At 63.9% G+C, this 19758-nt stretch carries 19 protein-coding genes; 9 read left to right on the top strand and 10 right to left on the bottom strand.

Going from position 1 to position 19758, the window contains the following annotated elements:
- The first annotated feature begins 20 nt into the window (after nucleotides 1–20).
- Nucleotides 21–1301 (top strand): myxochelin B biosynthesis transaminase MxcL, encoded by a 1281-nt coding sequence (gene mxcL, locus BJP62_RS04315; protein ID WP_070526970.1) that lies wholly within the window; start codon nucleotides 21–23, stop codon nucleotides 1299–1301.
- Nucleotides 1302–1403: 102 nt separating this feature from the next.
- Here mxcL and BJP62_RS04310 read toward each other — a convergent pair whose 3' ends face one another.
- The 3 genes from BJP62_RS04310 to BJP62_RS04300 are packed head-to-tail and all read right to left on the bottom strand — an operon-like array spanning nucleotide 1404 to nucleotide 6936.
- Nucleotides 1404–2387: a PoNe immunity protein domain-containing protein gene (locus tag BJP62_RS04310; protein ID WP_205700957.1), complete on the bottom strand. Its 984-nt coding sequence runs from the start codon at nucleotides 2385–2387 to the stop codon at nucleotides 1404–1406.
- On the bottom strand, nucleotides 2384–3838 hold the full coding sequence (locus BJP62_RS04305) for a hypothetical protein (RefSeq protein ID WP_070526967.1): 1455 nt from the start codon (nucleotides 3836–3838) through the stop codon (nucleotides 2384–2386). The genes BJP62_RS04310 and BJP62_RS04305 overlap by 4 nt, the downstream gene beginning before the upstream one ends.
- Entirely contained in the window at nucleotides 3835–6936 is a 3102-nt protein-coding gene (locus tag BJP62_RS04300; protein ID WP_083300699.1) for a type VI secretion system Vgr family protein, read from the bottom strand. Before BJP62_RS04300 ends, BJP62_RS04305 begins: the two co-directional genes overlap by 4 nt.
- A gap of 208 nt (nucleotides 6937–7144) precedes the next feature.
- On the opposite strand from BJP62_RS04300, the gene BJP62_RS04295 reads away from it, so the two are divergent.
- From BJP62_RS04295 to BJP62_RS04275, 5 genes are all read left to right on the top strand, one after another.
- Nucleotides 7145–7474: a helix-turn-helix transcriptional regulator gene (locus BJP62_RS04295; protein WP_070526964.1), complete on the top strand. Its 330-nt coding sequence runs from the start codon at nucleotides 7145–7147 to the stop codon at nucleotides 7472–7474.
- A 52-nt stretch (nucleotides 7475–7526) separates the two neighbouring features.
- Nucleotides 7527–8600 carry an ACR3 family arsenite efflux transporter gene (gene arsB, locus BJP62_RS04290; RefSeq protein WP_070526961.1) on the top strand — a complete coding sequence of 358 codons (1074 nt, stop codon included), beginning with the start codon at nucleotides 7527–7529 and terminating at the stop codon, nucleotides 8598–8600.
- 27 nt (nucleotides 8601–8627) lie between these two features.
- Nucleotides 8628–9050 (top strand): glutaredoxin-dependent arsenate reductase, encoded by a 423-nt coding sequence (gene arsC / locus BJP62_RS04285; protein ID WP_070526958.1) that lies wholly within the window; start codon nucleotides 8628–8630, stop codon nucleotides 9048–9050.
- 42 nt (nucleotides 9051–9092) lie between these two features.
- Complete coding sequence (locus tag BJP62_RS04280; RefSeq protein WP_070526955.1) at nucleotides 9093–9509, top strand: universal stress protein; 417 nt, start codon at nucleotides 9093–9095, stop codon at nucleotides 9507–9509.
- Nucleotides 9510–9584: 75 nt separating this feature from the next.
- Nucleotides 9585–10214 carry a LysE family translocator gene (locus tag BJP62_RS04275; protein WP_070526952.1) on the top strand — a complete coding sequence of 210 codons (630 nt, stop codon included), beginning with the start codon at nucleotides 9585–9587 and terminating at the stop codon, nucleotides 10212–10214.
- 18 nt (nucleotides 10215–10232) lie between these two features.
- Here BJP62_RS04275 and BJP62_RS04270 read toward each other — a convergent pair whose 3' ends face one another.
- From BJP62_RS04270 to BJP62_RS04255, 4 genes are all read right to left on the bottom strand, one after another.
- Entirely contained in the window at nucleotides 10233–11345 is a 1113-nt protein-coding gene (locus BJP62_RS04270; RefSeq protein WP_070526950.1) for an FAD-dependent oxidoreductase, read from the bottom strand.
- A gap of 47 nt (nucleotides 11346–11392) precedes the next feature.
- Nucleotides 11393–12784: an anaerobic nitric oxide reductase flavorubredoxin gene (norV, locus tag BJP62_RS04265; RefSeq protein ID WP_070526947.1), complete on the bottom strand. Its 1392-nt coding sequence runs from the start codon at nucleotides 12782–12784 to the stop codon at nucleotides 11393–11395.
- A gap of 91 nt (nucleotides 12785–12875) precedes the next feature.
- Complete coding sequence (locus tag BJP62_RS04260) at nucleotides 12876–13913, bottom strand: hypothetical protein (protein WP_070526945.1); 1038 nt, start codon at nucleotides 13911–13913, stop codon at nucleotides 12876–12878.
- The gene (locus BJP62_RS04255; protein WP_236943659.1) at nucleotides 13910–14194 is read right to left on the bottom strand and encodes a metal-sulfur cluster assembly factor; all 285 of its coding nucleotides are present in this window, start codon (nucleotides 14192–14194) and stop codon (nucleotides 13910–13912) included. The genes BJP62_RS04260 and BJP62_RS04255 overlap by 4 nt, the downstream gene beginning before the upstream one ends.
- Before the next feature lie 106 nt (nucleotides 14195–14300).
- Here BJP62_RS04255 and BJP62_RS04250 point away from each other — a divergent pair, with 106 nt between their 5' ends.
- Entirely contained in the window at nucleotides 14301–14759 is a 459-nt protein-coding gene (locus BJP62_RS04250; protein ID WP_070526941.1) for an Rrf2 family transcriptional regulator, read from the top strand.
- A gap of 90 nt (nucleotides 14760–14849) precedes the next feature.
- Here the strand turns inward: BJP62_RS04250 and BJP62_RS18815 are convergent, their stop codons facing one another.
- Nucleotides 14850–16592: a tetratricopeptide repeat protein gene (locus tag BJP62_RS18815; RefSeq protein ID WP_145927102.1), complete on the bottom strand. Its 1743-nt coding sequence runs from the start codon at nucleotides 16590–16592 to the stop codon at nucleotides 14850–14852.
- A 371-nt stretch (nucleotides 16593–16963) separates the two neighbouring features.
- Nucleotides 16964–17698: an NAD-dependent protein deacylase gene (locus BJP62_RS04240; RefSeq protein ID WP_070526935.1), complete on the bottom strand. Its 735-nt coding sequence runs from the start codon at nucleotides 17696–17698 to the stop codon at nucleotides 16964–16966.
- 172 nt (nucleotides 17699–17870) lie between these two features.
- Between BJP62_RS04240 and BJP62_RS04235 the strand changes: the two genes are divergently transcribed.
- The gene (locus BJP62_RS04235) at nucleotides 17871–18344 is read left to right on the top strand and encodes a hotdog fold domain-containing protein (RefSeq protein ID WP_070526932.1); all 474 of its coding nucleotides are present in this window, start codon (nucleotides 17871–17873) and stop codon (nucleotides 18342–18344) included.
- Here the strand turns inward: BJP62_RS04235 and rarD are convergent.
- Nucleotides 18313–19245, bottom strand: a complete 933-nt coding sequence (gene rarD / locus BJP62_RS04230) for an EamA family transporter RarD (RefSeq protein WP_070526929.1) — start codon at nucleotides 19243–19245, stop codon at nucleotides 18313–18315. The two genes, BJP62_RS04235 and rarD, sit on opposite strands and share 32 nt — an antisense overlap.
- A 164-nt stretch (nucleotides 19246–19409) precedes the next feature.
- On the opposite strand from rarD, the gene BJP62_RS04225 reads away from it, so the two are divergent.
- Entirely contained in the window at nucleotides 19410–19745 is a 336-nt protein-coding gene (locus tag BJP62_RS04225; RefSeq protein ID WP_070526928.1) for a DUF2185 domain-containing protein, read from the top strand.
- Nucleotides 19746–19758: the final 13 nt, after the last annotated feature.

Genomic DNA, 19758 nt, shown 5'->3' with positions numbered 1-19758 from the left:
CACTCACCAAAGGAAAAACCATGGAAACCGTCGCCAGCAAGACCTCGACCCTGCCGCGTGCCATTACCGGTGCGCTGAACATCGAGCGCTCGATGCAGATGCTCGAAGCCGCGCGCAAGCTCATCCCCGGCGTCACCCAGTCGATGATGAAGCGTCCGGAAATGTTCGCCCTCGGCGAATTCCCGGTCTACCTCGCCGGCGGGCAGGGTGCGCTCGTTGACGACGTCGACGGCAACCAGTACCTCGACCTGATCTGCGGGCTGGCCGCCAATACGCTGGGCCACAACCATCCGGCCGTGGTCGGCGCGATCCAGTCGCATCTGGCCCGCGGCGTGCTGCATTCGCTGCCGACCGAGGTCGAAATCAGCGCGACGCTGGCGCTGGTCGAGATCATTCCGAACGCCGAAATGGCGCGCTTCTTCAAGACTGGCGCCGACGCGACTTCGGCGGCGGTGCGCCTGTCGCGCCACATCACCGGCCGCGAACACATCATCACCGTCGGCTACAACGGCTGGCACGACCACTTCATGTTCGACACCCCGGGCGTGCCCAAGGCCGTGGCCGACAACACCACGCGCATGCCGCTGTTCACGCCGCCGGACGAGCCGGCGCTGCTGGCGAAGATCGCCGAACTGGGCGACAAGCTCGCGTGCGTGCTGCTGTCGGTGCCGTACAACCGCGTGCTGAGCCGCGAATTCGTTCAGGAAGTCCGCGCCGCGTGCACGGCCAACGGCACGCTGTTCATCCTCGACGAAGTCGTGACCGGCTTCCGTCTGGCGCTGGGCGGCGCACAGGAATTCTTCGGTGTCGATGCCGACATGGTCTGCCTGTCCAAGGGCATTGCCGCCGGCATGCCGCTGTCGGCGATCGCCGGGCCGGAGCGCCATCTGCGCCGGCTGGACGAACTACAGGTGTCGACGACCTTCGGCGGCGAGGTGCTGTCGCTGGCGGTGTGCGAGGCGGTGATCGGCGTCTACCGCGAAACCGACTATGTGGCCCGCATCGCCGAGCTGGGTCGCCGCCTGCGTGCCGGCGTCAACGCTGCTGCCGAAGCGGCCGGCGCGCCGCTGCGCATCTACGGCTACGACCCGATCCCGCTGTTCCTGATGGCCAAGGATCCGGCCGAGCACGTCAAGCTGATGCAGCCGTTCCAGGCCGCCATGGCCCGCCGCGGCGTGCTGCTGCGCCGCGACGTCAACTTCATCTGCGGTGCACATACCGAAGAACAGATCGACTTCGTCATCGCCGCCGCGACCGACGCGCTGCGCGAGCTGCAGCAGCAGGGCGTGTTCGTCGGCTGACTTCCTTCCGCACGTTTGAGCGCATTGACGGGTGCCCTTGGGGCACCCTTTTTACTGCATCTCGCGCGGGATCGCTTTCCCGGTCATCGTCTTGCACCGGCACTAGCCCTGACTCGTATTCAGGTACCAAATGGTTGCGCCGAAACTGGAGTCAGGAAAGTCTGGCATTAGCTCGCCCAAGGTAAACATACGATGTAAACCTGGCTTGGCTGGCGTCCACCATATGCCTGCTTGTGGGCAGGGTTTTCCTGCCTCGCAGCGTCCTTGCCGGTTGACCGGACTGTCGGCCTGATAGCGCTTGGCCCAATCAACCATATCCTTGGGGTAGTACGGAAACTCGCGCAATTGGCTGTCATCCAGGCCTTGCAGCAGCACCGCGGCGCCAGCCTCAAAGCACCAGTAACCGAAGTAACCGGCCTGATTCGGCTCCAGATGGGCATCGTGCCAAGGCAGTCCCTTCATGCTGGTTTTGTACCAGCGTTTGACGTATTGCAACAGGTGGGACTCTGCCTGCGCCTTGCCTTCCTCTTCGGCATAAAGCGCATCGTGCAAATCGGTGTAGGCCTTGAAGTGGAACAACTCATCTGCCGCAAACCGGTCTGCTAGTCCGAAGGTCAGAAAGTCCTCGTAAAGCACGTCTTCACCGGCAAACCAGCCATCCTGAAGCGCCGCGATGCGGGGCAGCAAATCCTGGCGGTGCAGCAAATAACACAGGCCGATCAGTTGTATCAGCTGCTCGTAATGGTCGAGTTCAGCGAGCAGAAATGGCGGATAAACAGGGTCCCCATGCCATTCGCGCAGCGCTTCTGTGTAGACCTCGAGAGCTCGAACGAAGGCTTCCAGCTCGTCACGCAACAAATCGATTGGGTAGCCCGCCGTGTAATATAAATTCAGTCGACACCACAAGTCTTCTGCCACGGTGCTTTTTGACAGTAGCCAGCCTTCTCTGGGGGTGGAGCCTGATCCCTGTGGATTATGCAAAAACCATTCGTGATATTCATCCCAAACGAGAAAGAAATCCTGGAAAGCTTCAAAGCTCAAAAAATGCTGCCTACGCGCCAGCAAAAAACCATCTTTATTCATCATTGGGTAACCTTGGCAAAATTTCTCTGGTCCCGTGCCTTCCCTTCCAGGCCGGCCCGGGCATCCGCCACCTTTTCAATATCGGCATCTCGCCACTCGCGAGTCATTTCATGGGCCCGGTGCGTGTCTGATTTTGGTCCTTGTCCGGAAACCCAACGCGTCAAGGACATCGCATGACCACCTGCATGCGGAATGCTAAAAAACATCACATGGCGTGAATAACCATCCGCTTTGATTTTTCGTGCTAACGCATAGCCCACAGATTTCAATAAGCGTCTTTCGACCCAGGCTTTGCTCATCTGCGTAACCCGTCCATCGCTTTGGCGTTGCGGCTTTTCTGGCAAGCCGGGATTGCCAGTGCTGGTCGCGCCGGTGGTTCTCGCATTCTTCGCTTTATTTTTCTTTTGCCGACCTTGGCCATCGGCCCCTTCCTTATCCGCGGCGTCCCCAAGCAGATCCTTCAACTTCCGCGTCGGGTTAGCGCTCGCCTTGGCCTCAACGATGGCGTAAGGCTTTCCGGTCTTGCCGCCGGTCTGCCAGACAGCGTCGATGCCGCGACCGCGGGCGCGTAGTGCGGCAACGCCGGCCTTACTGAAAGTTGTTGGCCATAACTGCACCAACTCCCCGGCATCGTTGAGTTTATTGGTGCTTACCCGACCTGCATCGTGCAGCGCAGAGCCTCCCCAGCGTTGCTGGCAGACATAATCGGCCATGTGTTCGCCCAGAATCCCGGTTGCCTTGTTTCCCAGCGTTTTCAGCAAGTCGCCGGCGTCGATTTTGCTGGCCCTACTGCCCGGGCTGGTACCGGTGACGGCTTGATCCGGTTTGGCTTTGCTGCTGGCACTACCTTCCTGGCCAACGATTTGTGTTTCTGGCTTTTGCTGATTGGCCGGTGTCGTGGGTTTGCGGCGGTTGGCATCAGCAGCGTTGTTTCGGCTTTTGGCGATCCAGCCGTCCACTTCCTTCTTGAACTGATCGAACTGCTTCGCCATATTTTGGCGAATGCGATCCAGCATCCTCGTGGTATCGGCATCCAGCATATTGCGCAACGTCGGATTGGCGAGCATTTCATCCAGATACTTCTTCAGCTTTCCCATATCCAGGCATTCGGCCAGCAACTTTTCCGGGTTGCCAATCCCGAGTTTGCGCATGGAGGTAAACAAGCCATCGAGCGACAAAGCCCCAGCCTTTACCCCGCGCAGTGAGCGTTTGACCGCATCGCCGCCGCCAGGAATCAGCCCGATCAACGCGGTAATCAGGTCAAACCAGCCGGAAGGGCTGGTGGGGTTACTGGCCAGCACGACCAGCGCCTTGAGAATGTCTCTGGCGTCGATGGCCTGACCAACGCCTGGAACCAGGCCCAATGCGCTTTCTGCCAAGATGGCCCAGGCACCGTTGTTTTCGCCTTTAAGGAAACTAACGGCTTCCTTTTTTAAACTGCTTAGCCAACTCATGCCTTGCTCTCCTTGGCGGCAGCCAATTCGGCACGCTGAACGTCATCAAGAAAATCCTCCAGTGCTTCACCCGCAGGCTCATCGGACAAGGGCGTACGTGGGTCTTCATGCTCGCCAGTCATGCCGTTAAGTTCGCTGATATAGTCGCGCTGCTCAGAGGTTGCCTGCTGACTCCAGAAGTCGGCGTACATTTTTTCGCGTTTCGCCAGTCGAGACAGCGCATCCTCAACCGAATTGGGCGCGCCGGTGATCGGATTCGGCGGAAAGGCTGCATTGGGCTGGTATGGGCGCGGGTCTTCGCCGTAATAGATGCTGACCGGGCCTTCAGGCACGTTCTCCAGGCGGGCATAACCCTTGTCATCCAGTTTGCCCTGCAATTGGCTGCCGTCTGCAAAATGCACAACGTACGGAGCTCCTGGAACAGGGCGTAGATCCGGATAGCTGTGTGTCAGTTCGAGGAAGTTCTTGCGGTCCTTTTGTGGAAACGCTGGCAGTACACTGTTTGCGCTCGCTGGACCATCAAAACTGTGACTGGCTCCCTTGACGTCGATCTTGCCCGGAGCATGGATCTCGATGTTGCCGCCTTTGATGCGAATGTAGGCACCACCGGAAGTCAGCAGAATTTCCTGACCGGCATTGACCGTAACTTTCTGGTTGGCCGTTTTGGCCAGGTCTTTTGCTGCGTTGATGTCGACGCTGTCGCTCTGCGCCTGCACTTGCACCTTGCCCTTGGCGGCGATCAGTTTCAGCGCGATCTGGTCCTTCACGCCTGAGACGAACAGGCTGATGTGTTCGCCGACGTTGTGAATCCAGCGCCGGCCCGAGGTTTGTTGGGTATCGCGCAGGGCGATCAGGTCGAGGTTGCTGCCGGCGGCGATGGCCTGGCTGTTCGGCGTGGTCTGGGCGAGGCCGGCGGGGGCGCTGACGACGATCAGGGCCTGCTGGCCGGGTTGATCGCCTTTGCCGTCCTTTGCTGTGTTGCTGCCGTTGGCCCAGCTCTCCAAGGCTTCCTTCAGGTGGTGCAGGTGGCCCTGTTGGGTCTTGGCGGCCTTGGCGTTGTCCTTGATGGTCTCGGGGCCGGTTTCGACGGTGTCGGCGAGCTGGTGGGTGGCGACCTCTCCGAGGCTGCTGGCGAGCTCGAACGCGGCGTCGAGTTGCGATTGGGCTTGGGATCGGTCGAGCTGGTTGCCACCGGCGCCGTTGGCGGCTTCGGTGCTGATCAGCAGGCCTTGGCCAGCGCGGATCGCGCCGTGCCGGTCGGTCCGGAGTTCGAAGCCTTCGCCTCTTGGCGTGCCCTTGCCGTCGGAACGCGGGTGGATCAGAAAGCCCTGGTTCAGTTGGGTCTTGCCGTGTTCGCTCGAGAGCTTGGTGCGGACTTCGCCCTGCGTGTCGTCGAACAGCAGTTCGCCGTACTGACCACCACCGTGTTCCTTGGTCTTGATGCCGGAGAGGGTCTTGTTGGCCGGCAGGCTGCCGGCACCGCTGAAGGCCGGCACCGGGTGGCTGCCGTTGTAGACGACGCCGGTGACCAGCGGCCGGTCGATGTCGCCTTCGAGGAAGTCGACCAGTACTTCCTGACCGACCCGGGGAATGAACTGGTGACCCCAGCCGGCACCGGCCGAGGGCATGGCAACGCGCAGCCAGCAGGAGGACTTGTCGTCGAGGCTGGCGCCGTACTCGGGGTGTTCCTGAGTCCGTTGCCAGTGGAACTGCACCTTGATGCGGCCGAGCTCGTCGGTGTGGACTTCGCCGGCCGAGTTTGAGTCGGCGGAACCGCCTTGGGGGCCGACGACGGTGGCAGTCTGCACGCCGCGGCTGGTCGGTTTGCTGTATGGCTGGTAGTCCGGCGTCAGCGGGATGCCGCGGCGCTGGGCGTCGAAGTCGGTGCGGAACGGCGCGTCGTTGGCCGGGTTGGTCGTTTCTGCCGGGCTGCCCAGCACGGCTTTGGACAGCTGGCTGACCAGATCGCCCGGCAGGTTGTTGCGCGCCTGCACCCGTTGGCGGGTGATGGTGAATTGCCGGTCTTCCGGGGCGTCGAAGTCGTGCGCCGGGTGGTTGTCGAGCTGGAACCATTCGCCGACGTTGAACTGCCGGACCGTGCCTTCGCCGCTGAACTGCTTGCTGAGCCTGTCGTTGGCCTGCTGGCGCAACTGGGCATAGCGGCCCAAATCCTCACCGTCACTACCGTAATACAGCGTCTGCGGATCGTAGTCTTCGAGACTCTGGCTGGCCTGCCGGCCACCATCGCCGTGGTCGACCGCGCTGTCGTCGTCGGCCGTCGAGGTGCTGACCGGCTTGTAGTCGAAGCTGGCCAGACTGACCTTGCTGGTGCCGAGCTGGCGCTTCGAATCCCAGCCGGTGATTGTATCGGCTTCCTCGGTCGCGTCGGCGCGGTGGAAGCGCACCTTTGACTGTGCCGCGGCGTCGAGCTGGTAGGGATCGTCGAAGCCGATCATGGTTGTATAAGGCGTTCCCCCTCCGGGGGCTTGCTTCGCGGCGTCGCCGCCGGCAAACGCAAAGCGGTAGGCAATGCCTTCTTCAGCCAGCAGCCGCTGGATGAAGTCGAGATCGGATTCGCGATACTGCAGACAATACGACCGGGGCGGATAGGTCTTGGCCAGATCGAACTGCAGCGCAAAACTCGCTGCCAGCAGCGGGTTGTTCGCCTGATGTTCGGCGATGATCGCCTTGACGATGTCGACCACCGAAAGGTCCTGGAAAACCCGGCTGGTCTTGCGGTGCCGCAGCAGTGCCAGCGGCGGTTCGATCGTCAGGCCGTAGCGGGCAAAGCCGCCGTCCGAGCCCAGTGATTTGACCTTGCTCACCACCCCGGTCAGCACCTGCGTGCCGCCGTCGGCGGCATGGATGTCGACCTCAACTGCCAGCCCGAGCAGCGACTTCAGCTCCAGCCCGGCATCGGCCGACAGGCACTCCAGCGTGTAGACGTAGGGTTTGCTGAGTGCCGCTTCGCCCTCGAGCACATGCGGCAGCAGCGTCTCCGGCACCGGCCCGCGGCCTTCGGCGAAGTGCAGCGACAACAGGCGCTGGTCCTGATTGAACGCGGCGGCGAATGATGCGAGCAGGCTGGAGAGGTCCACGTGTCGGATCGCGAGTAGGGTCAAGCTCGCGATTATCGGAATTCGTTAATTGGTGGTCAATAAATTCAATAAAAACAGAAAGCTAATAAATGAATTTTGTAAGAAATGTCTTGGCGACAGTGCCGGATGCCGGTTTGCGTGTAAGCGCCAGACTGGCGCACAAATGCCACCGCTTGCATTGTTTCTATATTTCCATGATTATTGAAATATGGAAAATAAAGACGCCGTCATCCGCCTGGCCGCACTGGCGCAGGAAACCCGCCTTGCCGTGTACCGGCTGCTCGTCACCGCCGGCCCGGACGGGCTGGCGGTCGGCCGGATCGGCGAGGCGCTCGGCGTCGCGCCGGCCACGCTGTCCTTCCACCTGAAGGAGCTGGCGCATGCCGGGCTGATTGCCTCAAGACAGGAAGGCCGCTTCATCTACTACTCGGCCAGCTATCCGGCGATGAACGCGCTGCTGGCCTTCCTGACCGACAACTGCTGCGGCGGCGCACCTTGCGGGGTCGAGCCGCAAGCCTGCGATGACAGCTGCTGTTAAAGATGAAAAGCGATCGCTGCAACGCAGCGTGTGATTGGAACAGGGGGATTTGATGTCCGCGCAATGTGAAGTCATCGGCCGGCGCGCCGCTGCACCGATGTCGCTGTTCGAGCGCTATCTGAGCGCCTGGGTGCTGGCCTGCATCGTCGTCGGCATCGGTCTCGGGCAGGGGCTGCCGCACGTCTTCAGGGCGATCGGCGCGATGGAGGTCGCCAGGGTCAACCTGCCGGTCGGGCTGCTGATCTGGGTGATGATCATCCCGATGCTCCTGAAGATCGACTTCGGCGCGCTGCATCAGGTCAGGGAGCATGTCAGGGGCATCGGGGTCACCTTGTTCATCAACTGGCTGGTCAAGCCGTTCTCGATGGCGCTGCTCGGCTGGCTGTTCATCCGCGTGCTGTTTGCACAATGGCTGCCGGCGGATCAGCTCGACAGCTACGTGGCCGGGCTGATCCTGCTCGCCGCGGCGCCGTGTACGGCGATGGTCTTCGTCTGGAGCCGGCTCACTCAGGGCGACGCGTACTTCACGCTGTCGCAGGTCGCGCTGAACGACCTGATCATGGTGTTCGCGTTTGCGCCGCTGGTGGGGCTGCTGCTTGGCGTGTCGAGCATCGTCGTGCCGTGGGCAACGCTGCTGACGTCGGTGGTGCTCTATATCGTGATCCCGGTGCTGATCGCCCAGGTCATCCGCAAGGTGCTGCTCGCCAAAGGCCAGGCTGCGTTCGACGCTGCGATGCAGACGATCCAGCCGTGGTCGATTGCCGCGCTGCTGGCGACGCTGGTGCTGCTGTTCGCTTTCCAGGGCGACGCGATCATCCGCCAGCCGCTGGTGATCGCGCTACTGGCGGTGCCGATCCTGATCCAGGTGTTCTTCAACGCCGGTCTGGCGTACTGGCTCAACCGCAAGGTCGGCGAGAAGCACTCGGTGGCCGGTCCGTCGGCGCTGATCGGTGCGTCCAACTTCTTCGAGCTGGCCGTTGCCGCCGCAATCAGCCTGTTCGGCTTCGAATCCGGCGCGGCGCTGGCGACGGTGGTCGGCGTGCTGATCGAGGTACCGGTGATGCTGCTGGTGGTCCGCATCGTCAATGCCAGCAAGCCGTGGTACGAGCGCGGCACCGTCCATTAACGACTATTGATTAAGAGAGGGGCGAGCATGATCACGATCTACCACAACCCGGCCTGCGGCACGTCGCGCAATACGCTGGCACTGATCCGCAACAGCGGTGTCGAACCGACTGTCATCCATTATCTGGAAACGCCGCCGAGCCGCGACGAGCTGGTGGCGCTGATCGCCGCGATGGGGATCGGCGTGCGGGCGCTGCTGCGCAAGAGCGGTACGCCGTACGACGCGCTGGGGCTGGATGATGCGAAGTGGACCGACGACCAGTTGATCGACTTCATGCTTGCGCACCCGATCCTGATCAACCGGCCGATCGTCGTGACCGAACTCGGCACGAAGCTGTGCCGTCCGTCCGAGCTGGTGCTCGACTTGCTGACCCGGCCGCAGCAGGGCGAGTTCAGCAAGGAGGACGGCGAGAAGGTGATTGACGAGCACGGCCAGCGCGTCAGCAGGTAGTACCGTACGCTGCGGCGTGGCCAGTTCACCAAGGAGAACAATATGTTCACCAGGATTCTGGTCGATTTCGACAGCAGGCATCTGTCGGACGCCGCAACGGCCCAGGTGTTGCAGATCGCGAAGGCGGCAGGCGCATCGGTGACGCTGCTGGTCATCCGTGCCCAGCTCGACAACGTGATGAGCAAGTCCGAGGAAGACTTCATCGCCAGCGTCAAGGCGAGTGTTGCGCCGCAGTTCGGCGTGATCCAGCGGCAGGCCGATGCGCTCGGCGTGCCGCTGGCGCTGGACGTGAGCTGGGGCGACGAGGTCGAGCAGTTGCTGGCGGTCATCGCGCGGGGCGGCTTCGACCTGCTGGTCATCGGCAAGCAGCACACCGGCGGCCTGATCCATGCGATCGAGGGCGTTGCCTGGAAGCCCGCTGCGGTTCGCGCACCGATTCCCGTGCTGATCTTTCCATAGCCGGCGTAGGCCGAACGGATGCGCTCGCCCCGATGGGGGCTTATGATCGACGACTGTCGTCGAACGGAGCGCGTCATGTGGCTTACCCCCGAACAATTGCTGGCCTTTCTGGCCGCGGCGATGCTGATCACCGCATCGCCCGGCCCGGACAACCTGATGGTGCTTGGCACCGGCGTGTCGCGCGGGCGCCGTCAGGGCATGGTGTTCGGGCTCGGTTGCGCGCTGGGTTGCCTTAGCCATACGGTGCTGGCGGCGCTCGGCATCAGCGCGCTGATCGCGGCGTCGCCGCCGGCCTTTACCGCGCTGAAGATCTGCGGCGGGCTGTATCTGGTCTGGCTCGGTATCCAGGCGCTGCGCAGCCGCGGCGGGGCGCAGGTCGACGGCGCAAAGCCGCTGGCCGAGTCACTGTGGCGGCTGTTCGGCAAGGGGCTGATCGCCAACACGATCAATCCCAAGGTCGTGCTGTTCTTCCTCGCCTTCCTGCCGCAGTTCGTCATCACCGCGCGCGGTGGCGTCGGCTGGCAGACGGCACAGCTGGGGCTGGTGTTCACCGCGCAGGCTGCCTTGCTGTTCGGCCTGCTCGGCTACTTCTCCGGCGCCGTCGGCCAGTGGCTGAACCGTCGGCCGCGCGCCGGCCTGTGGCTGGACCGGATCGCCGGTACGATCTTCGTCGCGCTCGGGCTGCGGCTGATCGTGAGCCGCTGATGGCAGGCCCGGGCGGGTTCAGCGCGCCAGCTGCGGCAGCAGCCGGAAGCCGTTGTGCCCGCCACCGGTCGCATAGCCGACCAGCCGGCCGTCGCGCATCGCCCTCGCGGTCAGGCCGCTGTCGTCCTCGTCGACCTGCCAGTCGAGCGCGCCGTCGGTGATGCCACCGAGCTGTACCGGATAGCGCGGCGTCTTGACCGCGACCGGCATCGGCCCGAAGGCAACCGCGGTCGGCGTGCCGGCCAGCGTCTGCGCCAGTGCATTGGCCGACAGCGTGATCGGCTGCAGATAGGGCAGGATGCGGCCGTCGATCTCGGCGCAATCGCCGAGTGCGTACACGTGCTCGCGCGACGTGCGTAACTGTGCATCGACGACGATGCCCGCTGCGGTGTCCAGCCCCTGCGCCAGATCGAGCCGCGGTTTCAGCCCGGCGGCGCAGACGACGGCGTCGATCTTCAGTGTGTCGCCGTCGGCCAGCGTGGCCCGCAAGCGGTCACCGTCGTGATCAATCGTCGTCACCCGGTTGCCGAAACGGAAATCGACGTCGCCGAGTGCCGCCTGCAGCCGGGCGCTGATCACCGCCGGCGCCTGCTTCGACAGTACCCGCGCATTGACGTCGACCAGTGTCACCCGCTTGTGACGGGCAATGTCGTGGGCGATTTCGGTGCCGATCAGCCCGCCGCCGATCACCAGCACGTCACCGGCATCGGCCAGCCGGGTCTGGAATTGCCGGTAGTCGTCGAGGCTGTTCAGCGTCAGCACCGCATCGACGGCATCGCCGGTCATCGGCGGTATGAGGGGCCGGGCGCCGACGGCCAGCACCAGCTCGCCGTAGGGGAGGGTCCGGTTGCCGAGTTCGACCAGTTGCTGATCGAAGTCGATGCGCTGCACCTTGGTGTTCGGCAACACCATGATGCCGGTCTCTGCAGCGACCTCGCTGGCGGTCTGGCGGATCAGCCGCTCGGCGCTGGCGCCGTTGCCGAAGGCGTGGCTCAGCTGCGGCTTCGGGTAGTCGGCGCCGTCGTCGGCGGTGACGACGACGACCGGCCGGGCCCGGTTCAGCTTGCGGTAGGCGCGCGCCAGCGTGTAGCCGGCGTGGCCGCTACCGATGATGACGATGGGGCGGTTCATCGCGTTTCCTCTGTGCGGTGGGCGGGCCGGCGTACCGGCCCGGAGATTCAGGCGGGGACGAAGTCGTTCTTGCCCATGAAGCAGGTCGGGCACAGGAAAGTGTCCGGCACGTCGGCCCAGGCGGTACCGGCGGCCACGCCCTGGTTGGCGTCGCCGATGGCCGGGTCGTAGATCCACGAGCAGGTCTTGCAGCGCATTTTTCCGTTTTGTGCGCAGCTGCAGCCGCCGGTGGCTTCGGCTGCAGGTGCAGCGAGCGCGCCGGCAAAGCGCCGGCCGAATTCGCGCGCGTTGGCGAGCGCATCGTCGGTCGGGCGCCATTCGGCGGTAATGCCTTCGTTGATCACCTTGAAGCCCGCTTCGCCGAGCCGTTTGGCGATCCGCGCCACCGCGCCGCCGCTCCAGCCGTGCGTGCCGAACGCCGCTGCGGTCTTGTTGCGGAAGCGCAGGCCTTCCATGTCTTCGAGCAGCGCGGCGACGTGCGGCAGCATCACGTTGTTGATCGTCGGGCTGCCGACGAGGATGGCCTTGGACTTGAACACGTGGGTGAGCACGTCGTTCTTGTCGGTGTTCGACAGGTTGAAGAGCTTGATCACCACATCCGGGTCGACGGCGCGGATGCCTTCGGCAATCGCGTCGGCCATCATCCGCGTGCCGTTCCACATCGTGTCGTAGATCAGCGTGATCTGGTTTTCCTGATAGTCGTCGGCCCACTTCAGGTACTGCTCGACGATCTGCGTCGGCTTGTCGCGCCAGATGATGCCGTGGCTGGTCGCGATCATGTCGATCGGCAGCTTGAGCGACAGCACTTCCTCGATCTTGCGCGTCACCAGCGGGCTGAACGGCGTGAGGATGTTGGCGTAGTACTTGATGCACTCCTCGTACAGCTCGTTCTGGTCGCACTGGTCGTTGAACATCTGCGCGCTGGCGTAGTGCTGGCCGAAGGCATCGTTGCTGAACAGCACCGCGTCGCCGGTCATGTAGGTGGCCATGCTGTCGGGCCAGTGCAGCATCGGCATTTCGACGAACACCAGCTGCTTGCCGTTGCCGAGGTCAAGCGAGTCACCGGTCTTCACCACCCTGAAATTCCAGTCCTGGTGATAGTGGCCCTTGAGCGACTTGACGCCGTTCTCGGTGCAGTAGATCGGCGTGTCCGGGATGCGCGCCATCAGCGCCGGCAGCGCGCCGCTGTGGTCGATCTCGCCGTGGTTGGCGATGATGTAGTCGATCTTGTCGAGGTCGATTTCCTTGGCGAGGTTGGCGACGAACTCCTCGGCATACGGTGCCCAGACGGTGTCGATCAGCGCGACTTTTTCCTCGCGGATCAGGTAGCTGTTGTAGCTCGAACCGCGATGGGTGCTGTATTCGCTGCCGTGGAACTCGCGCAGTTCCCAATCCTGCTTGCCGACCCAGTGGATGTTGTTCTTGACCTGGAATGCCATGGTGTAGACCTCGTCTTTAAGATTCAAAATAAATACATCTTTAAGGGCGAAAAAAACGCGTGATCGTTGCCCGGTCGCGATCACGCGAAGCTTAGCGATTGGGTTTGCGCGGGCCGTGCTGCACCCGCAGTACGGCGGTCACGACGAAAGCCAGCAGGGCGACACCGTTGAGACCGGCGCCGAGCTGCAACGCCGCGGCGGCCTGCATCAGCGTACCGGCGAGCCGGCACAGCAGCCCGAGCTGCAGCAACGCCAGCGGCAGGTAGAACACCGCGTGGTAGCGCAGCCGCCAGCCGGTCACCGCCGGCAGGATGATCGGCGCGTGGCCGAACACCATCGCCATGACGAAACCGACCAAGACTGCGTGCAGCGCGATGTCGTCGAACCGGCCGCCAAGATGGGTGCCGTTGGCCCAGAGCGCCAGTGCACCGACGATCAGCCAGCCGTAACCCGACAGCAGGCAGACCGCGATGTAGCGCGGCAGGCCGCGTGTCCTGACCGTGTGGCGGGCAACGTCGAAGCGCAGCAGCCAGCCGGCGAGCAGCAGCTGCGATGCGGCGATCAGCCGCGCCTCTACCGCAAACAGCCCGGCGAGCATCAGCGCCACAATGGCGATGAAAGCCGTTTCGGCCAGCGGCGGCTTCGGCGTCAGCCGCGACAGTTCCAGCCGTTCGGCCGCAATCGTCAAAACCAGAAAGGCAATCCACCAGCCGAGCACGGCATTGATGTCGACGCCGGCGAGCATCAGGCCGTTGCCGACCAGCCAGCATCCCGCCGCCACCGCGAGCAGCAGCGTGAAAGGCTGCGGCTGCTTGCGCCACAGCGTGAGCGTCACCGCGGTCAGCAGCGCGCTCGCCAGTGTGATTGCTTCAATGCCTTCAATCCGGCCGGCCAGCAGCAGGATGGCGCCGGTGAAGGCGGCCACCGGCGCGATCCATGCCCATGCCGACTTGGCGGCAACGGCCCGCTCGACCGAGATCAGCCCGCCGAACACGCCACCGATCATCACCGCGCCGTGCCAGGCCATCGCACCGAGCGTGGTCGGCAGCGCCAGCCCCAGTCGGGCCAGACCACCACCAATGGCGAGGTAGAGCAGCACCGGCAGCAGCAGGAAGGGCAGGCGTTTCATTCCGACCAGCCGAGGCGTTGCCGCAGCGCCGGCGTCATCCGTCCCGGTGTCCACGCGGGTTCCCAGACCAGCAGGACGTCGATGGTGGCGCCATCCGGCGCGATTTCGGCCAGTGCAAAGCGGACTTCTTCGAGAATCAAATCGCCCATCGGGCAGGCGGCCGAGGTCATCGTCATCGTGACGGTGATCGCGGTTTCGTCGATGGCAACGTCGTAGATCAGCCCGATCGCAACGATGTCCTCGCCGACCTCGGGGTCGATGACGTCGGCGAGGGCTGCCATGACCTGTTCATGCGTGATCGCCATCGCCGTGCCTCATAAGGTGTATTTTTGATGCATCAAAATTATCACGGCGCACAACGCAAAATCAATATGTAAAATACACCTTATGAGACTGACACGATTTTCCGACTACAGCCTGCGCGTGCTGATGTACGCCGGCCTGGCGAGCGAGCGGCTGGTGACGATCGCCGAGCTGGCCGACGCGTACGCGATTTCATCGAACCACCTGATGAAGGTCGTGCACTTCCTCAGCCAGCACGGCTATCTGGCGACGCAGCGCGGCAAGGGCGGCGGGTTGCGACTGGCGCGGGAGCCGCAAACGGTGAACCTGGGCGAGCTGGTGCGGCTGACCGAGACCAGCGACGTGCTGGTCGAGTGCTTCGACCGCGCACATTCGCAATGCCGGATCGGTGGCGTCTGCCGGCTGACCAGGCTGCTGCGCGATGCGCAGGAAGCGTTCTACGCCGAACTCGGCCGCCATACGCTGGCAGACCTGCTGCAGCAGCCGGCGCCCTTGGCGCAGGTGTTCGGCATTGATCCTGCCAGCATCACCCGTCGCGGCTAGGTGAGGTTGACACCCGGGAGTCCGTAGCCTTGTCATCGCCTTGCGATGCGGCGTGTGAAGGGCAGGATCGGCCCGCTGCGGTCTTCGGCGTCAGCGGGCCGGGCGGGCCGTTGTCAGCACCGGCAAGGGAAGCTTCTCGCCGGGCCGGTAATCGTTTCGGCAGGCCGGATCCCGATCCAGATTGCCCGTCGTCGGCTCGGCGTTCATGTTGGGGCCTATCCTGCCGTCGGGCTCCCGGACATTCCCCCAGTCGCAAAAGGTCTTGTAGTTCAGCTCATCCATATTGGGGATGCTGCCGACCTTCGCAGTCCGGTTGAATTCCGCTTCGATGGCCGGCCAGTCGAGTGCCGACACCAAACCGACGCGGATCGACTGGGCGATCGGTCCGTCGCTGCCGCGTTTTGCACGATACTCGGCCAGCGCACCGTCGATGGCGGTCTGCCGCGACGTTGCGCCATAGGCGACATAGACGCCGAACTTGCGCGTATCGCCGCGCAAATTCGGGTTGCCCGGCCGGAACGCCTGGATGATCGCGACCCAGCCGAAATCGAGCGCGATCGTGTCCGGGCAATGGCTCATGCAGCCGTTGAAGCGGTCATAGAAGCCGTACATCCGGTTCCCGATCTGCATCGCTTCGGCTTTTGAGCCTGCGACGATCCAGCGCGGATCGCCCAGCGCGTCGATGCTGATCGAATACATCTGCGCCGGCTTGATATGCTCATAGCCCTTCGGCGCCTTGAGCACCCCGTCTTTTGGCGTCAGCCTCCGCGCCTGTGGTGTGCCGGCCGGTTCCGGGGACGGCTTGAGCGGCGCCGGCACGGCGGCCTGGCGCACCGGCGCGGGAGCCGGCGCAGGCGCAGGCGCAGGCGACGCCTCGGACGGCGGGCGCCAGTTGGGGAATTGCTCTCGCAGATAGGCCAGTTGCTCGCGTGCCGAAATCGTCAGCTTGCTCGCCGGCCCTTCGGTCTGCTCCAGCACCGCCGCATAGCGCGCCTGATAGCCGACATAGGTTTCATCGATATTGCTCCTGCGATGCATGTCCATCAGCGCCAGCAAGACCTGCCCTTCCTCTTTCAGCTTGGCCTTGTCGCCCTTTGCAGCGCCCGGCCCCGCCGACAGCACGGCCAGCGCGCGCAGGCGGAGTGCCCGCGCGTTGGCGGTGTCGCCAGCCGCGGCATAGATCTCGGCGCGCCCACGCAGCAGCCGGGCGACCTCGTACCGATCCGGCCCCAGATCGCGCGCGGCGATCTGGATCCAGCGATCGAGAAGCGGCGCGGCCTTGGCCATCAGGTCCGCGCGTTCCGGCCGGTAGCGATAGTAATAGGCGAGCTGGAATACCGCCTCGACCGAATTGGCGTTACCGGGCTTGGGCGTTGCTTCGTAACAGGCGACTCCGCGCTCGTAATAGGCGATCTTGGCGTCGAGTTCGGGAAGGCTATCGGACAGGCTGGCAATCAGCGCGGGGATGTAGCAGCTCCATGCCGGCAGGCGCGGGTCGTATTTCTGCTCAAAGATCGCGAATGCGCGCTTGTAGGTGGCCTTGGCATCGGTGCGGTCGCCTTTGGCGAGAGAGAGCGAACCGATTCGGGTGAGGAGGTGGCCGACCCGCTCCGAGCTGGCGCCGTCCGCCTCCTCCGCCAGCTGCAATGCCTTGCGCGAGGCGACGATCGCAGCGTCATACTGCCCGGCCTTCTTCAGGCGATCGCTTTCCCAGTCGAGCTTGTTGATCTCGACGTCCACCGGCCGGACGCTTTCCGTCTGCTGGGCCGCAAGGGCTGGAGCGCACAGGCCCATCGACAGCATTGCTACAGCCAGCTTCAATGCCCGTCCCATGTCGTTCTCCCCCGTTTGTCGCCGGAACATCTGATGCAGCTACGCCGCGTAGATTGGCAAAGTGCGGACCTCGCCTTGGGGGTGATCATAGTGCGTGGATCGAAATTTTCCAGCGTCGCCGCACGGCCTTGCGGGCCGGGCTGCGACGTGCCGGATCGAGGCGTTCTGCCGAGCCATGCCGTCGTGCGTTCGACGACCCGGCGAGACATCGAAGCCCTTTGCACGACCGGATCGCTCGACAATCCCGATGGTCGTCTGCCGACCCGGCGCAGCGGCCCCTTGTGCGATGGCCCGACAGGCGAGGGCGGCTGAAGGGGCTCCGGCCCCCCCATTCGGCGCCGGTCGAGGCGCCTGGCAATCCGGATCAGGCGCTAAGAGAGCAGGTCGGCAAGCCGGCGGCAGGTGTCGCCGATGCCGGCTTCGATCCGCACGTCAAAGGCGTGGTCGAGGCGGGTTTCCGACAGGTTGATCAGTGCGGTCTGCACACCGGCACGACGGGCTTCGAGCGGGATCAGGTTCACCGGGCCAACCTCCAGCGACGAACCCATCACGATCAGCAGGTCGGCCTGCGTGGCCAGCCCGAACGCCGGTTCGATCAGCGGTACCGCTTCGCCGTACAGCACCACATCGGGCTTGATCACCATGCCGCAGCCGCGGCAACGCGGCACATCGTGCTGCTGCACCCAGGCCAGATCGTGGCGGGTGTGGCAGAACAAACAGGTCGCGCCCATCAGCGAGCCGTGCATTTCCAGCACTTCGTCGCTGCCGGCCTTGTGGTGCAGGCCGTCGATGTTCTGCGTCAGTACCGACACGCGCTTGCCGTGATGCTGCGCCAGCGCGGCCAGAAAGGTGTGGCCGGCGTTGGGCTGATAACCGCCGGCCAGCTTGATCTTGAAAATCTCGCGGAATGCTGCCCAGAAGCCGGCGGCATCGTCCATGAAGTAGTCGATCGACACCACGTCGGCAAAGCTGCGGTTGCCGGTGAACAGGCCGTTGGCCGAGCGGAAATCAGGAATGCCCGATTCGGTGCTCATGCCGGCGCCGGAGAGCACGGCAATGTGGCGGGCGTTGCGGATGTCGTCGGCGAGCTGGTCGAGTGCGGTCATGATGTCGGGCTGGTGGAGGCGAGCGCAAAGTGTGCGCTGGCTTGTGCGCAAGGGCAACGCCGCTGCGGCGTGGCCTGTTTGAAACGGCTGTATCATCGCGCGCCCGCATCGGCGCAGCAGGCCGGCTGTGCAATGCTGGCCGGATAATTCCAACAAGGAAAGAGGACGAGACATGGCCCGCAGCAACGCGATCCTGAACCTGTGGCAGCGCTGTTCCCGGCTGCCGGCCGGACGCTGGCTGTTTTCACGACTGGTGTGTTTCAAGGCACCGTACTTCGGTTCGATCTCGCCGCGCTTCGAGCGGCTCGAGCCGGGCCGCTGCGAGCTGACCATTGCCAAACGGCGCAAGGTGCTCAACCACATCGGCACCGTGCATGCGATCGCGATGTGCAATATGGCCGAGCTGGCGGCCGGGACGATGACCGATGTCACGATCCCGGCCAGCCACCGCTGGATTCCGAAGGGAATGCAGGTCGGCTACCTGAAGAAGGCCGAGACCGGTTTGCGTGCGGTGGCGACGGTGACGCAGCCGCCGGTCTGGAGCGATGGACAGGATCTGCCGGTCAACGTCGACGTGACCGACGCGGCCGGTCAGGTCGTCGTGCGTGCAACGATCACGATGTGGGTGTCGGCGAAGAAGCGCTGAGTGTGCTGCGCCGCTGGCGGGCCAGCGTCATCGCGCTGTGGCTGCAGGTCAGCATCACCGCGATCCAGATCGGCACATAGGTGCCCAGGCCGGCGGCACTGAACGGCTCGGCGAGGAAGATCAGCGAGATCACGAACAGCAGTACCGGTTCGACGTAGCCGAGAATGCCCAGGAGGCTGATCGGCAGCAGCTTGCTGGCGCCCAGATAGCAGGCAAACGCAATCGCCGTCATTGCGCCAAGGCAGGGCAGCAGCAGCCACAGCTCAGGCGCGATGGCCAGGGCATCGGTGGCCAGCGGATGCGTGACGATCAGCCAGAGCGCGAACGGCACGATCACCAGCGTTTCGAGCAGGAAGCCGCTGACCGGATCGAGCCGCACCGCGCGGCGCAGCATCAGGTAGGGCGGGTAGCCCAGCGCCGTCACCAGTGTTACCCACGAGAATGCCCGCGTCAGCCACAGCTCGTGCAGCACGCCGGCGCACGCGAACGCCACTGCCAGCCACTGCAGCTTGCCCGGGCGCTCGCCATAGAACAGGTAGCCGACCAGCACCATCACCAGCGGCAGCAGGAAATAGCCGAGCGTGACCTCGAGCAGGCGGCCTTCGAGCGGCGCCCACATGAACAGCCACTGCTGCACGCCAAGCAGGAACCCGCCGACCGGCAGCGCCAGCCACAGCACCGGCTCGTGCCGGAGCCGCGCAACCGTCGTGCCGAACTTGCCCCAGTGCTTGAGCAGCGAGACGACGACGATCATGCCCGGCACGGTCCAGACGACGCGCCAGGCAAAAATCTCCAGCCCGGTCAGCGGCAAAAGCAGTGTGGTGAACCAGCCGAGGACGGCGAACACGACCGAGGCAACGACCGACAGCAGCACGCCCTGGCCGGACAGCGGATTGCTCATGATTGATTCATATCTTTATCGTTATCGGTCGATCTTAGCACCGCGGCGAAGCGTGCCTGTTGCGGCTTCCACCTATGCCGCTGTCTTTCAGGCATGCCGCGGCGATGACGCCCCCCGCGCCAGCGCGTATCCTTGCCGGCAAAGCCACCCGATGGAAAATCGCCATGCAAAAGCAGTTCAAGCTCGACAAGACCCAGCTCCGCGAACTCGCCCCGGGGCGCGGGCTGTGCGTGGTCAGCGACATGATCACCGTCGACGGACGCGGCGTCGGCTTCATGTACCGCGAAGAACCCGAGGATGCCGACGACAGCGGCTGGCGCTTTCTCTCGGGCTTCGAATCCGACAGCTATATCGACAACAGCAAGAACTTCGCCGTCGTCGACGTCAACATCGTCGCCAACTACGACGAAGCGATCATCCCCTTGCTCGATTCGCCGGTCGGCGCCGAGTTCGACAAGGCCGAAGACGGCGAGACCTTCCTCGACGCCAACGAGCCTTGAGCCGGGTCGCATC

It is taken from the genome of Jeongeupia sp. USM3, assembly GCF_001808185.1.
Lineage (GTDB): Bacteria > Pseudomonadota > Gammaproteobacteria > Burkholderiales > Chitinibacteraceae > Jeongeupia.
The sequence above is the reverse complement of the archived record's forward strand: the minus strand, read 5'-3'. Positions and strand labels throughout refer to the sequence as shown.